The following is a 15,033-nucleotide window of genomic DNA, read 5'->3' on the forward strand; positions in this document are numbered from 1 at the left end:
TCGAACCGGGGCAAAAATGCCTCGATCCGACGAATGGGAGTGTCAGGGCCCAGACTCATCTATCGCAGAACTCAGTTACCGCTTGAGTTCAGCGCTTCGGTCAGTGCAGCTTCCACTTCACTGGCGCTTACGCGCAGCGGCTTGTCAGCATCACGGCGACGCTTACGCTCGCTGTGATAAGCCAAACCGGTACCCGCCGGGATCAGACGACCCACGACTACGTTTTCTTTCAGGCCGCGCAGGTAATCGCGCTTGCCGGTTACCGCTGCTTCGGTCAGTACGCGAGTGGTCTCCTGGAAGGAGGCCGCCGAGATGAACGACTCAGTGGACAACGACGCCTTGGTGATACCCAGCAACACGCGAGTGAACTTGGAGACAAATTTCTCTTCGTTCGCCAGGCGCTCGTTTTCTACCAGTACGTGAGTCAGTTCCATCTGGTCGCCCTTGATGAAACTAGAATCGCCGGATTCAGCGATTTCAACTTTACGCAGCATCTGACGCAGGATGGTCTCGATGTGCTTGTCGTTGATCTTCACGCCTTGCAGACGGTAAACGTCCTGGATCTCGTTAACGATGTACTTGGCCAGCGCACTCACACCCAGCAGACGCAGGATGTCGTGTGGATCGCTCGGACCGTCGGAGATAACTTCGCCGCGGTTTACCTGTTCGCCTTCGAACACGTTCAGGTGACGCCACTTCGGAATCAGCTCTTCATACGGATCGCTACCGTCGTTCGGGGTAATGACCAGACGGCGCTTGCCCTTGGTCTCTTTACCGAACGCGATGGTGCCGCTGACTTCAGCCAGAATCGACGCTTCTTTCGGACGACGAGCTTCGAACAAGTCGGCAACACGCGGCAGACCACCGGTGATGTCACGGGTCTTCGAAGTTTCTTGCGGGATACGCGCGATAACATCACCGATCGCGATCTTCGCACCATCCGCTACACCGACCAGGGCGTTGGCTGGCAGGAAGTACTGAGCGATTACGTCAGTACCTGGCAGCAACAGATCCTTGCCGTTGTCATCGACCATCTTCACGGCAGGACGGATGTCCTTACCGGCAGCTGGACGATCTTTGGCGTCGAGTACTTCAATGTTGGTCATACCGGTCAATTCGTCAGTCTGACGCTTGATCGTGATGCCTTCTTCCATGCCCACGTAGGTCACGGTACCTTTCATTTCGGTAACGATTGGGTGAGTGTGCGGATCCCACTTGGCCACGATTGCGCCAGCGTCGACCTTGTCACCTTCTTTAACCGAAATCACAGCACCGTACGGCAGCTTGTAACGCTCACGCTCACGACCGTAGTCATCAGCGATGGCCAGCTCACCGGAACGGGACACAGCAACCAGGTGGCCATCCACTCGCTCAACGTGCTTGAGGTTGTGCAGGCGGACGGTACCGCCATTCTTCACCTGAACGCTGTCGGCTGCGGAGGTCCGGCTTGCCGCACCACCGATGTGGAACGTACGCATGGTCAGCTGGGTACCCGGCTCACCGATGGACTGGGCAGCGATAACGCCGACCGCTTCACCGATGTTCACCTGGTGACCACGAGCCAAGTCACGGCCGTAGCACTTGGCGCAGATGCCGTAGCGGGTTTCGCAGCTGATCGGCGAGCGAACGATCACTTCGTCGATGCTGTTGAGTTCGATGAACTCGACCCACTTCTCGTCAACCAGGGTGCCAGCAGGAACGATAACTTCCTCGGTACCCGGCTTGAACACGTCACGGGCAATAACACGACCCAATACACGTTCACCCAGTGGCTCTACAACGTCACCGCCTTCAATATGCGGAGTCATCAGCAGGCCGTGCTCGGTGCCGCAATCGATCTCGGTTACAACCAGATCTTGTGCAACGTCTACCAGACGACGAGTCAGGTAACCGGAGTTAGCGGTTTTCAACGCGGTATCCGCAAGACCCTTACGAGCACCGTGAGTGGAGATGAAGTACTGAAGTACGCTCAAACCTTCACGGAAGTTCGCAGTGATCGGCGTTTCGATGATGGAACCGTCCGGCTTGGCCATCAGGCCACGCATACCGGCGAGCTGACGGATCTGCGCAGCAGAACCCCGCGCGCCCGAGTCGGCCATCATGTACATCGAGTTGAAGGATTCCTGGTCAACTTCGTCGCCGTGACGGTCGATGACTTTCTCTTTCGAGAGGTTGGCCATCATCGCCTTGGAAACTTCGTCGTTCGCCTTGGACCAAAGGTCGATCACCTTGTTGTACTTCTCGCCCTGGGTTACCAGGCCGGAGGCGTACTGGCTCTCGATCTCTTTCACTTCGTCAGTGGCAGCACTGATGATGCGAGCTTTTTCATCCGGGATAACGAAGTCGTTAACGCCGATGGAAACGCCGGAGATAGTCGAGTAAGCGAAACCTGTGTACATCAACTGGTCAGCGAAGATAACGGTCTCTTTCAAACCAACCACGCGGTAGCACTGGTTGATCAGCTTGGAGATCGCCTTTTTCTTCATCGGCAGGTTGACGACGTCGTACGACAGACCTTTTGGCACAACCTGGTACAACAGCGCACGGCCGACAGTGGTGTCGACGATACGGGTGTTGCTCACGCTGCCGCCGTCACGGTCGTTGACGGTTTCGTGGATCCGCACTTTGACCTTGGCGTGCAGTGCGGCTTCGCCGGCACGGAACACACGGTCAACTTCTTGCAGGTCAGCGAACACACGACCTTCGCCCTTGGCGTTGATCGCTTCACGGGTCATGTAGTACAGACCCAATACAACGTCCTGCGACGGAACGATGATTGGCTCACCGTTGGCTGGCGACAGGATGTTGTTGGTCGACATCATCAACGCACGCGCTTCCAACTGAGCTTCCAGTGTCAGCGGTACGTGCACGGCCATTTGGTCGCCGTCGAAGTCGGCGTTGTACGCAGCACAGACCAGAGGGTGCAGCTGGATAGCCTTACCTTCGATCAGTACAGGTTCAAACGCCTGGATACCCAGACGGTGAAGGGTCGGTGCACGGTTGAGGAGAACCGGGTGTTCGCGGATCACTTCAGCAAGAACGTCCCAAACCTCTGGCAGTTCGCGCTCGACCATTTTCTTGGCCGCTTTGATGGTGGTCGCGAGACCGCGCATTTCTAGCTTGCCGAAGATGAACGGCTTGAACAGCTCGAGTGCCATCTTCTTAGGCAGACCGCACTGGTGCAGACGCAGGGTCGGGCCTACGGTAATTACCGAACGACCGGAGTAGTCAACACGCTTACCGAGCAAGTTCTGACGGAAACGACCTTGCTTACCCTTGATCATGTCAGCCAGGGATTTCAGAGGACGCTTGTTGGAACCTGTGATAGCGCGGCCACGACGACCGTTGTCGAGCAGGGCATCGACCGCTTCTTGCAACATACGCTTTTCGTTGCGCACGATGATGTCCGGAGCGGACAGATCAAGCAGGCGCTTCAAGCGGTTGTTACGGTTGATCACGCGGCGGTACAGGTCGTTGAGGTCGGACGTCGCGAAACGACCACCGTCCAACGGTACCAGCGGACGCAGGTCTGGCGGCAGAACCGGCAGAACGGTCAGCACCATCCACTCTGGCAAGTTGCCGGAACCCTGGAAGGCTTCCATCAACTTCAGACGCTTGGACAGCTTCTTGATCTTGGTTTCGGAGTTGGTTTGCGGAATCTCTTCGCGCAGACGACCAATCTCGTGCTCCAGGTCGATAGCGTGCAGCAGTTCGCGGACAGCTTCGGCACCCATGCGGGCATCGAAATCGTCGCCGAACTCTTCCAGCGCTTCGAAGTACTGCTCGTCGTTCAGCAGCTGACCTTTTTCAAGGGTGGTCATGCCTGGGTCGATAACGACATAGCTCTCGAAGTAGAGAACACGTTCGATATCACGCAGGGTCATGTCCATCAGCAAGCCGATACGGGACGGCAGCGATTTCAGGAACCAGATGTGGGCAACCGGCGAAGCCAGTTCGATGTGCGCCATGCGCTCACGACGAACCTTGGCCAGCGCGACTTCAACGCCACACTTCTCGCAGATCACACCACGGTGCTTCAAGCGCTTGTACTTACCGCACAGGCACTCGTAATCCTTTACCGGGCCAAAGATCTTGGCGCAGAACAGGCCGTCACGTTCTGGTTTGAACGTACGGTAGTTGATGGTTTCCGGCTTTTTAACTTCACCGAACGACCACGAACGGATCATCTCAGGCGATGCCAATCCAATACGGATGGCGTCGAACTCTTCGACTTGACCCTGGTTTTTCAGCAAATTCAGTAGGTCTTTCAAGGCCTTTCCTCCTGGCGGAGCAGAGAGCGGGCTAAACAGCCCCGCTCTCGATTCGCGTCACGTGTTATTCGGTTTCCAGATCGATATCGATGCCGAGGGAACGAATTTCTTTGATCAACACGTTGAAGGACTCGGGCATGCCCGGCTCCATACGGTGATCGCCGTCCACGATGTTTTTGTACATCTTGGTACGACCGTTCACATCGTCCGACTTCACTGTGAGCATTTCTTGCAGAGTGTATGCAGCACCGTATGCTTCCAGTGCCCAGACCTCCATCTCCCCGAAACGCTGACCACCGAACTGAGCCTTACCACCCAGCGGCTGCTGGGTAACCAGGCTGTACGAACCGGTAGAACGAGCGTGCATCTTGTCGTCTACCAAGTGGTTCAGCTTCAGCATGTACATGTAGCCAACAGTAACCGGGCGCTCGAACTTGTTGCCGGTACGGCCGTCGAACAGCTGCATCTGGCCGCTTTCTGGCAGGTCTGCCAGTTTCAGCATGGCCTTGATTTCGCTTTCCTTGGCACCGTCGAACACCGGGGTAGCCATTGGAACGCCGCCGCGCAGGTTCTTCGCCAGATCCAGGATTTCCTGGTCGGAGAAGGTGTCCAGCTCTTCGTTGCGACCGCCGATCTCGTTGTAGATCTCGTGCAGGAACTTACGAAGGTCTGCGACCTTGCGCTGCTCTTCGATCATACGGTTGATCTTCTCGCCCAGACCTTTGGCCGCGAGGCCCAGGTGGGTTTCAAGGATCTGACCAACGTTCATACGCGAAGGTACGCCCAACGGGTTGAGGACCACGTCGACCGGGGTGCCATTGGCATCGTGCGGCATGTCTTCAACCGGCATGATCACAGAGACCACACCCTTGTTACCGTGACGACCGGCCATCTTGTCGCCCGGTTGGATGCGGCGACGGATTGCCAGGTAAACCTTGACGATTTTCAGCACGCCTGGAGCCAGGTCATCGCCCTGCTGCAGTTTGCGCTTCTTGTCTTCGAACTTGTCGTCCAGCAGACGGCGGCGATCAACGATATAGGCCTGGGCCTTCTCGAGCTGCTCGTTCAGAGCGTCTTCAGCCATGCGCAGTTTGAACCACTGGCCGTGCTCAAGACCGTCGAGGATTTCGTCGGTGATGTCCTGACCTTTCTTCAGGCCTGCGCCACCTTCGGCCTTGTGGCCTACCAGAGCGGAACGCAGACGTTCGAAGGTCGCACCTTCAACGATACGGAACTCTTCGTTCAGATCCTTGCGGATCTCGTCGAGCTGGGTCTTCTCGATGGACAGTGCACGAGCATCACGCTCAACGCCGTCACGGGTGAAGACCTGTACGTCGATGACAGTACCTTTGGTACCGGTAGGTACACGCAGGGAGGTGTCTTTAACGTCGCTGGCTTTTTCACCGAAGATGGCACGCAGCAGCTTCTCTTCCGGCGTCAGCTGGGTCTCGCCTTTCGGAGTGACCTTACCGACCAGGATGTCGCCAGCGCCAACTTCAGCACCTACATAAACGATACCGGCTTCGTCCAGCTTGTTCAGTGCAGCTTCACCCACGTTCGGGATGTCTGCAGTGATTTCCTCAGGCCCAAGCTTGGTATCACGCGCCACACAGGTCAGTTCCTGAATGTGGATCGTGGTGAAGCGGTCTTCTTGAACCACACGCTCGGACAGGCAGATGGAGTCTTCGAAGTTGAAGCCGTTCCATGCCATGAACGCGATGCGCATGTTCTGACCCAGAGCCAGTTCACCCATGTCGGTGGACGGGCCGTCGGCCATGATGTCGCTACGCTGAACGCGATCACCCTTGCTCACCAGCGGACGCTGGTTGATGCAGGTGTTCTGGTTCGAGCGGGTGTATTTGGTCAGGTTGTAGATGTCGACACCGGCTTCGCCAGTTTCTACTTCGTCATCGGCAACACGAACCACGATACGGCTGGCATCAACGGAGTCGATCACACCGCCACGACGAGCCACGACGCAAACGCCGGAGTCACGCGCCACGTTGCGCTCCATGCCGGTACCTACCAGCGGCTTGTCAGCACGCAGGGTCGGTACAGCTTGACGCTGCATGTTGGAACCCATCAACGCACGGTTGGCGTCATCGTGTTCCAGGAACGGGATCAGCGACGCTGCAACAGAAACTACCTGCTTGGGCGATACGTCCATCAAGGTAACGTCTTCCGGCGCCTTGACGGTGAACTCGTTCAAGTGACGAACAGCTACCAGCTCGTCGACCAGGACTTTCTTGTCGTTCATCGTGGCCGAAGCCTGAGCGATCACGTGATCAGCTTCTTCGATGGCGGACAGGAATACGATCTCGTCGGTAACCAGGGCGTCTTTCACCACACGGTACGGGCTTTCGAGGAAGCCGTACTGGTTGGTGCGCGCATAGGCAGCCAGGGAGTTGATCAGACCGATGTTCGGACCTTCCGGCGTTTCGATCGGGCAAACACGACCGTAGTGCGTCGGGTGTACGTCACGGACTTCAAAGCCAGCACGCTCACGGGTCAGACCGCCCGGGCCCAGTGCAGAAACACGGCGCTTGTGGGTGATCTCGGAGAGCGGGTTGTTCTGGTCCATGAACTGCGAAAGCTGGCTGGAACCGAAGAACTCTTTCACCGCAGCAGCCACTGGCTTGGCGTTGATCAGGTCTTGCGGCATCAGGCCTTCGCTTTCAGCCATCGACAGACGCTCTTTGACCGCACGCTCAACACGTACCAGGCCAACGCGGAACTGGTTCTCGGCCATTTCGCCTACGCAGCGAACACGACGGTTACCCAGGTGGTCGATGTCATCGACTATGCCTTTGCCGTTACGGATGTCGACCAGGGTCTTCAATACTGCGACGATGTCTTCCTTGCACAGCACGCCCGAACCTTCGATCTCGGTACGACCGATACGACGGTTGAACTTCATCCGGCCGACCGCAGACAGGTCATAGCGCTCAGGGCTGAAGAACAGGTTGTTGAACAGGGTTTCGGCAGCGTCTTTGGTTGGTGGCTCACCAGGACGCATCATGCGATAGATCTCGACCAGCGCTTCCAATTGGTTGCTGGTGGAGTCGATCTTCAGTGTGTCGGAGATGAACGGACCGCAGTCGATATCGTTGGTGTACAGGGTCTCGATGCGAACAACCTGGGCCTTGGCGATCTTGGCCAGGATCTCGGTGTTCAGCTCGGTGTTGCACTCAGCCAGGATTTCGCCTGTAGCCGGGTGAACGATGACCTTGGCGGTAGTGCGACCCAGGACGTAGTCCAGTGGCACTTCCAGCTCTTTGATACCGGCTTTTTCGATCTGGTTGATGTGGCGCGCAGTGATACGACGGCCAGCCTCAACGATGACCTTGCCTTTTTCGTCCTGGATGTCCAGGACAGCAATTTCACCACGCAGACGCGAAGCGATCAGTTCCAGCTTGAGGGTTTCATCCTTCAGGCTGAATACGTTGGTGGTATAGAAAGCATCCAGCACTTGCTCAGTGGTGTAACCGAGCGCGCGCAGCAATACCGAGGCCGGCAGCTTGCGACGACGGTCGATACGCACGAACACGCAGTCTTTCGGGTCGAACTCGAAGTCCAACCACGAACCGCGGTACGGAATGATCCGCGCGGAGTACAGGAGTTTGCCGGAGCTGTGCGTCTTGCCGCGGTCGTGGTCGAAGAACACGCCCGGGGAACGGTGCAGCTGGGAAACGATTACACGCTCGGTACCGTTGATTACGAAGGTACCGTTTTCAGTCATCAGTGGGATTTCGCCCATGTAGACTTCTTGCTCTTTGATGTCCTTGATCGCTTTGTTCGACGATTCTTTGTCGAAAATGATCAGACGGACTTTTACCCGCAAAGGTACGGCGTACGTAACGCCACGCAATACGCATTCTTTGACATCAAATGCCGGTTCGCCCAGGCGATAACCGACGTACTCCAGCGCAGCATTGCCGGAGTAGCTGATGATCGGGAAAACGGATTTGAAGGCCGCATGCAGGCCCACGTCGCGGAACTGATCTTTGGTCGCTCCCGCCTGCAAGAATTCACGATACGAATCCAGCTGGATAGCCAGAAGGTACGGGACATCCATGACGTCCGGCAACTTGCTAAAGTCCTTGCGGATACGTTTTTTCTCAGTATATGAGTAAGCCATCAGCGTTCCCCAGCTTGGTCACCTGCTTGTTTGGCCCCTCCGACGGGAGCAGCCAGAAAATCTTGCAAACCCCATGGTTTGCACCACCGCTTCGGGTGGCTACAGCGCGTTAATGGCGGCGACCGAGTCGACAGCCAAGAACGGAAAAAGGCCGGTGGCAAGAGCCACCAGCCATCAGCCTTCAGCTTAACGCTTGGGCTGGAGACGCAAGGTCGATGCTTACTTCAGCTCGACTTTAGCGCCTGCTTCTTCCAGAGTAGCTTTGGCTTTGTCAGCGGCGTCTTTCGACACAGCTTCCAGAACCTGGGCAGGAGCGCCGTCAACTACAGCCTTGGCTTCTTTCAGGCCCAGACCGGTCAGTTCACGTACTGCCTTGATCACGTTTACTTTCTTCTCGCCAGCTTCCAGCAGCATGACGTTGAATTCGGTTTGCTCTTCAGCAGCGACAGCAGCAACAGCTGGGCCAGCGGAAGCAGCGGCAGCGGAAACGCCGAATTTTTCTTCGAAAGCTTTGATCAGCTCAACAACCTGCAGAACCGACATTTCAGCTACGGCGTTGAGGATATCGTCTTGGGAGATAGACATTGCTGTATTTCCTGAATTGGGGGACGGCCTACGCGGCCATCGAAATAAACAAAAATACGCGAGAGAATTTGCTCAGCCTTAGGCTGCGGCAGCTTCTTTTTGCTCGCGAACTGCAGCCAGAGTACGAGCCAGCTTGCTGGTAGCGCCTTGAATCACGCTCATCAGCTGCGAAATAGCTTCGTTACGGGTCGGCAGTGTTGCCAGTACGTCGATTTGGTTAGCTGCGAGGAACTTGCCCTCGAACGCAGCTGCCTTGATCTCGAACTTATCCTGACTCTTGGCGAATTCTTTGAACAAACGGGCAGCAGCGCCTGGATGATCTTTAGAGAACGCGATCAGAGTCGGGCCGGTGAACACGTCGTTGAGAACACTGTATTCAGTGTCAGCAACAGCGCGCTTGAGCAGGGTGTTACGTACAACACGTACGTATACGCCAGCTTCACGAGCCTCTTTACGGAGTCCGGTCATAGCGCCTACTGTCACACCACGGGCATCAGCCACGACAGCGGACAGAGCAGCTTTGGCAGCCTCGTTGACTTCAGCGACGATGGCCTTCTTGTCTTCGAGATTAATTGCCACGGGTTTAACTCCTGCTTGTTACCGTTTCATCTGGCCTAGGCCTGATGTCGTTTTGGTGTCTGATTCGGTAAGGAACCGGGAGCACCATCTGCGTAGGCTTGTTGGTTTAAGACTTGCGTCGCCTACGGTCTTGGATAGCCCCCGCCAGGCAGGGACCCCAATCTTTCAATTGGCGCAATTACTTGCGCCAATTTATGTCTTATACGTCCAGCGAGCCTTGGTCGATGACCAGACCTGGGCCCATAGTGGTGCTCAGGGTAACGCGCTTAACGTAGATACCTTTCGAGGAAGCAGGCTTGATACGCTTCAGATCAGCGATCAGGGCTTCAACGTTTTCCTTCAGCTTGACGGCATCGAAGCCGACTTTGCCAACGGAGGTGTGAATGATGCCGTTTTTGTCGGTGCGATAACGAACCTGACCAGCCTTGGCGTTTTTAACCGCGGTAGCTACGTCTGGCGTTACGGTGCCGACTTTAGGGTTAGGCATCAGGCCACGTGGACCGAGGATCTGACCCAACTGACCTACAACGCGCATTGCATCCGGGGAAGCAATTACGACGTCATAGTTCAGGTCGCCGCCTTTCATTTCGGCAGCCAGGTCGTCCATGCCAACGCGATCAGCACCAGCGGCCAGAGCAGCTTCAGCAGCTGGGCCTTGGGTGAAGACAGCAACACGTACAGTCTTGCCAGTACCGTGTGGCAGCACAGTAGCGCTACGAACGACCTGGTCAGATTTACGTGGGTCAACGCCCAGGTTTACAGCAACGTCAACAGACTCGCTGAACTTGACAGTCGACAGCTCGGTCAGCAGGGCAGCAGCGTCTACGAAGTTGTAGGACTTGCCTGCTTCGATTTTGCCGGCGATAGCCTTTTGGCGCTTGGTCAGCTTAGCCATTACACACCCTCCACGTTAAGGCCCATGCTACGAGCAGAACCGGCGATGGTACGCACGGCTGCATCCATATCAGCTGCAGTCAGATCCGCGTTTTTGGTTTTCGCGATTTCTTCCAGCTGAGCACGGGTTACAGTGCCAACCTTAACGGTGTTAGGACGAGCGGAACCGCTAGTCAGACCGGCAGCTTTCTTCAGCAAAACCGAAGCCGGGGTCGACTTGGTTTCGAAGGTGAAGCTACGGTCGCTGTATACAGTGATGATCACTGGAGTCGGCAGACCTGGCTCAAGACCCTGAGTACGGGCGTTGAAGGCCTTGCAGAATTCCATGATGTTCACGCCGTGCTGACCCAGAGCTGGACCGACGGGTGGGCTAGGGTTGGCCTGAGCGGCCTTCACTTGCAGCTTGATGTAAGCGGTAATCTTCTTGGCCATGAGGCACTCCAATTACGGGTTCAAACGCCTCGAAAGGCTCCCCGGTTACTTGCGCGTTTATCCCAGTGACGACAAAACCCCACAGCCGAAGCTGCGGGGTTGGGATGCTTGCCCAGCTAGACCTTCTCGACCTGGCTGAACTCCAACTCTACCGGAGTAGAGCGACCGAAAATGAGCACTGCCACTTGGATCCGGCTCTTTTCGTAGTTAACTTCTTCGACCGTACCGTTGAAATCAGCAAACGGACCGTCTGTAACGCGAACAACCTCACCCGGCTCGAACAGCGTCTTCGGCTTGGGCTTGTCGCTACCGTCAGCAACACGACGCAGAATTGCTTCCGCCTCTTTATCGGTGATCGGAGCAGGCTTATCGGCAGTACCGCCAATGAAGCCCATGACGCGAGGGGTATCCTTGACCAAGTGCCAAGTACCTTCGTTCATGTCCATCTGTACCAGCACGTAGCCAGGGAAGAACTTGCGTTCGCTCTTGCGCTTCTGCCCATTCCGCATTTCAACCACTTCTTCAGTGGGAACCAGAATTTCGCCGAAGCCATCTTCCATGCCTGCCAGCTTTACGCGCTCCAGCAAAGAGCGCATAACATGCTTCTCGTAACCCGAGTAAGCATGCACAACGTACCAACGCTTAGCCACGGGACACCCTTAGCCAACAATCAAGGAAACAAGCCAGCCGAGCAGGGAATCAAGCCCCCACAACAGCAACGCCATAACCAGAACAACAGCCACGACAATCAATGTGGTCTGCGTGGTTTCTTGGCGAGTCGGCCAAACGACTTTACGGATTTCGGTGCGAGCTTCCTTAACCAGTACCGCGAAGGACTTGCCTTTGGCAGTCTGCAGGCCTACAAAGGCAGCTACAGCAGCAAGGGCAAGCAAAGCGAGTACACGGTACAGGATCGGCGAAGCAGAATAGTACTGATTGCCAACAACGCCTACGACCACCAAGGCGACTACAGCGAGCCACTTTACCAGATCGAAACGAGAGCTTTGAGCTTCAGCCTTAGGAGTCATCTATGAAGATCCTGTGAAAAGAAAGCCAGACACACCAAGTGAATCTGGCAGGTCAGGAGGGAATCGAACCCCCAACCTACGGTTTTGGAGACCGTCGCTCTGCCAATTGAGCTACTGACCTAAAACAAAATCAGGCCGACCATTATGCAGGCCTGAAAAAGACTTTACAACAACCAACCCCACAGGACCTGAAACATCGAACAACATTCAAGCCGAGGCAGCTGTTAAAACAAAGGCAGATATTTTCATATCTGCCTTGTCATATGGAGCTCTTGAGCGGATTTGAACCGCTGACCTCACCCTTACCAAGGGTGTGCTCTACCAACTGAGCTACAAGAGCGAAACACCTTGCACAACCTGCAAACTTGGAGCGGGTAGCGGGAATCGAACCCGCATCATCAGCTTGGAAGGCTGAGGTTCTACCACTAAACTATACCCGCGGAGCTTGCAGCTCACGCTAAAATGGTGGAGGGGGAAGGATTCGAACCTTCGAAGTCGTAGACGTCAGATTTACAGTCTGATCCCTTTGGCCGCTCGGGAACCCCTCCTAAGCGAGCCGGCATTTTACATCACGCCGACCTTCTGTCAAGCATTTTCTCATTTAAATTATGAGGTTAGCTGCATTGACGGTAGCTTTGCACTGTAGCCCTTAAAGGTCTTCACTGCGAAGCGGGCGCCATTCTATGCAAACTATTCGAGAGTTGCAATGCCTTCACACAGCATTATTTTATGTTTTAACTCATTGAATTCATTAGCAAGGCTTTCAAAGGGCAGATCGTCAGCCAGGCGACGGCTCTCAGGGGCTACGCGCAACCAATAACCTGAGGCGTCCGGTGCGTTCAGCAACTGGACCTTGACCTTGATATCCAGGCTCGTGAGCCTCTGCTCGAGAGAGGAGGCTTGGCGTCGATCAGAGAACCCACCGATGTATAAGCAGGTATTTTGCGCCTCGGCCGGCCTCGCTCGATCGCGCCGAGCCACCGTGTCTGCCGACTCACTCAAGAGGCGAATGTCTTGCTGCGCTCCCCGATGGAGACTCAAGGGCGTGACATCCTTGGCCCGCAATGGCGCCTCTTGCTGATGCCAGACGTAATAGAAAACATTGAGAACCAGTAAAAGCAAAAACAGCCAGCGCATAATCACCTCAAGACAAAGGACACGCCATCGCCAAACCAACAAACACCAGGTCCGGGACCAGCCGAGCCTGAGGCGCAGCATCCCTGACCAGTTCGGCATCGCCTCCAGTGAGGAAGACCGTGAAATCCTCCCCCCAATAGCCTCGCGCCAACTCGAGCTGGGTCAGCACGAACCCTCTAAGCATGAGCGTACAACCACGCTCGACAGCCTCTACGGTTGTTCGACCAGGAGAGAGACGCTCCAGCGCCCGCTCAGCGGCCGCGTCGTCATAGCGTATCTTGCGGGTATGGGTTCGCAGTTGATTACGCATAAGCGGCATACCCGGGCAAATAAACCCACCCAGGTGGCCACCGTCCGGACCAATAAAATCTGCTGTCGCCGCTGTACCAAAGTCGAGTACCAAGCATGCACCTGACGCCAACTTGAACGCACCTAGCATGGCTAGCCATCGATCCATCCCCAGGCGCTGGAAGTCGTCGTAGCCATTGCGCACTCCGCCCATTTCTTGAGCAGAGGTGGCGCAGGAAACAGCAACGCCAAATGCCGCTACCAAGGCAGCTATCAGCTTATCGGTCTCCTCAAGCGCGCGAACACTCACCAACCGACAACGCGTGAGCAATAGACCAGGCAAAGCCACCAAACTATCGATCAGCGCGATATCCGAACCTGCGATGCCTTCCGCGCGAACAGTTGCCTCACTCAACTCAAGAACACGCCATTTGATAAAGCTATTTCCACAGTCGAGCTCAAGAATCATCACGCAACCTCAGGCTTAACTCACCACCGCTGTATATTTTCTCAACGCCACCGACATCCAAACGCAAGGCGCCCTGACGATCCACGCCCAGCACAACCCCATCAATCTGATTGACGCCCGCGATAAGAGACACGGACTTCCCCTGCCAGGCGTGATGCCGTTCCCATTCGTCTTGCAACCCTGCAAAACCCGCAGCCTTGTGTCGATCTAGGTAGGCTTGTAGTTGCAAACCCAGACGCGCCACCAGGTGATTACGATCCACAGGAGAGCCAGCCTCGAGCTGCATCGAAGTCCATTGCTGATCAACCTCTACAGCCTTCTGCATATTCACATTGATACCTATCCCTAGCACAACGTGACAGATATCGGCGGGATCTCCCACCAACTCAAGCAAGATGCCTGAGATTTTCTTTTGCCCAACCAGGACGTCGTTTGGCCACTTCAAAGCTGCGCCCCGCACACCCGACTCACGCAGAGCCTGCAGGACTGCCAGCCCCACCACCAGACTCAGCCCTTCCAGTTGCCGCAGACCGCCCTCAATACGCAATACAAGGCTGTAGTAAACGTTTTGCGCAAATGGGCTGACCCACTTTCGGCCTCGTCGCCCCCTACCCGCCGTTTGCTGCTCCGCCAGCACAACAAAAGGAGCCGCACTGCCCGCACCGATAAGACGTAAAGCCTCAGCATTAGTGGAATCAATGGAGTCGAAAATGTGAACGGGCCAAGCCAAGGAAGCCGCGCCCAGAGAAATCTCCTGCGCATTCAAAAACACCAATGGCGCAGCCAATCTATATCCGCGGCCCCGCACCTTATGAATGGGGAGATTCAATTCTGCCTCAAGATGCTGAAGCTGCTTCCACACAGCACTGCGACTAACGCCCAAGGCAGCGCCAAGCGCTTCTCCAGAATGGAACTGACCATCTTTCAGAAGTTTCAACAACGTCAGCATGCACATATCGCCTCAGAATGAGGCACGCATGATAGCCATGCGCAGGGTCATTGCATAGAAAGGCTGGATATCAGTCTGGGTCGAGATTTTCGAGCGCCCAAAACAAAACCCCAACTGCTTTCGCAATTGGGGTTTCGGAATTTAATCTTGACGATGACCTACTCTCACATGGGGAAACCCCACACTACCATCGGCGATGCATCGTTTCACTGCTGAGTTCGGGATGGGATCAGGTGGTTCCAATGCTCTATGGTCGTCAAGAA

11 protein-coding genes, 4 tRNA genes and 1 rRNA gene are annotated in these 15,033 nt (G+C 55.7%); all 16 read right to left on the reverse strand.

Annotated features, from left to right (window positions below):
• Positions 1 to 71: 71 nt before the first annotated feature.
• Complete coding sequence (gene rpoC / locus MF6394_RS23910) at positions 72 to 4,271, reverse strand: DNA-directed RNA polymerase subunit beta' (RefSeq protein ID WP_003194653.1); 4,200 nt, start codon at positions 4,269 to 4,271, stop codon at positions 72 to 74.
• 64 nt (positions 4,272 to 4,335) lie between these two features.
• Entirely contained in the window at positions 4,336 to 8,409 is a 4,074-nt protein-coding gene (gene rpoB, locus MF6394_RS23915; protein ID WP_010206926.1) for a DNA-directed RNA polymerase subunit beta, read from the reverse strand.
• 219 nt (positions 8,410 to 8,628) lie between these two features.
• Positions 8,629 to 8,994 (reverse strand): 50S ribosomal protein L7/L12, encoded by a 366-nt coding sequence (gene rplL / locus MF6394_RS23920; protein WP_003176432.1) that lies wholly within the window; start codon positions 8,992 to 8,994, stop codon positions 8,629 to 8,631.
• Between the two features lie 78 nt (positions 8,995 to 9,072).
• A complete protein-coding gene (rplJ, locus tag MF6394_RS23925) occupies positions 9,073 to 9,573 on the reverse strand; it encodes a 50S ribosomal protein L10 (RefSeq protein ID WP_003176433.1) in 501 nt (166 codons plus the stop codon).
• A 199-nt stretch (positions 9,574 to 9,772) separates the two neighbouring features.
• The gene (rplA, locus tag MF6394_RS23930; RefSeq protein ID WP_003176434.1) at positions 9,773 to 10,468 is read right to left on the reverse strand and encodes a 50S ribosomal protein L1; all 696 of its coding nucleotides are present in this window, start codon (positions 10,466 to 10,468) and stop codon (positions 9,773 to 9,775) included.
• Positions 10,468 to 10,899, reverse strand: coding sequence for a 50S ribosomal protein L11 (gene rplK / locus MF6394_RS23935; RefSeq protein WP_003176435.1), 432 nt, complete (start codon positions 10,897 to 10,899; stop codon positions 10,468 to 10,470). Before rplK ends, rplA begins: the two co-directional genes overlap by 1 nt.
• 116 nt (positions 10,900 to 11,015) lie before the next feature.
• Positions 11,016 to 11,549 carry a transcription termination/antitermination protein NusG gene (gene nusG / locus MF6394_RS23940; protein ID WP_003176436.1) on the reverse strand — a complete coding sequence of 178 codons (534 nt, stop codon included), beginning with the start codon at positions 11,547 to 11,549 and terminating at the stop codon, positions 11,016 to 11,018.
• A gap of 9 nt (positions 11,550 to 11,558) precedes the next feature.
• Positions 11,559 to 11,927 carry a preprotein translocase subunit SecE gene (gene secE, locus MF6394_RS23945; RefSeq protein ID WP_003194658.1) on the reverse strand — a complete coding sequence of 123 codons (369 nt, stop codon included), beginning with the start codon at positions 11,925 to 11,927 and terminating at the stop codon, positions 11,559 to 11,561.
• A 45-nt stretch (positions 11,928 to 11,972) separates the two neighbouring features.
• Positions 11,973 to 12,048: transfer RNA gene (locus MF6394_RS23950), tRNA-Trp, on the reverse strand.
• A 143-nt stretch (positions 12,049 to 12,191) separates the two neighbouring features.
• Positions 12,192 to 12,267, reverse strand: a tRNA-Thr gene (locus tag MF6394_RS23955).
• Positions 12,268 to 12,293: 26 nt separating this feature from the next.
• Positions 12,294 to 12,367: transfer RNA gene (locus MF6394_RS23960), tRNA-Gly, on the reverse strand.
• Positions 12,368 to 12,390: 23 nt separating this feature from the next.
• A tRNA-Tyr gene (locus MF6394_RS23965) sits at positions 12,391 to 12,475 on the reverse strand.
• Between the two features lie 142 nt (positions 12,476 to 12,617).
• Positions 12,618 to 13,064, reverse strand: a complete 447-nt coding sequence (locus MF6394_RS23970) for a hypothetical protein (RefSeq protein WP_032895069.1) — start codon at positions 13,062 to 13,064, stop codon at positions 12,618 to 12,620.
• A gap of 7 nt (positions 13,065 to 13,071) precedes the next feature.
• Positions 13,072 to 13,821 carry a pantothenate kinase gene (locus MF6394_RS23975; RefSeq protein ID WP_078467699.1) on the reverse strand — a complete coding sequence of 250 codons (750 nt, stop codon included), beginning with the start codon at positions 13,819 to 13,821 and terminating at the stop codon, positions 13,072 to 13,074.
• Positions 13,811 to 14,770, reverse strand: coding sequence for a bifunctional biotin--[acetyl-CoA-carboxylase] ligase/biotin operon repressor BirA (gene birA, locus MF6394_RS23980; protein WP_078467700.1), 960 nt, complete (start codon positions 14,768 to 14,770; stop codon positions 13,811 to 13,813). Before birA ends, MF6394_RS23975 begins: the two co-directional genes overlap by 11 nt.
• 145 nt (positions 14,771 to 14,915) lie before the next feature.
• Positions 14,916 to 15,031, reverse strand: a 5S ribosomal RNA gene (rrf, locus tag MF6394_RS23985).
• Positions 15,032 to 15,033: the final 2 nt, after the last annotated feature.

It is taken from the genome of Pseudomonas sp. MF6394, from assembly GCF_002018845.1.
Taxonomy (GTDB): Bacteria; Pseudomonadota; Gammaproteobacteria; order Pseudomonadales; family Pseudomonadaceae; genus Aquipseudomonas; species Aquipseudomonas lactis.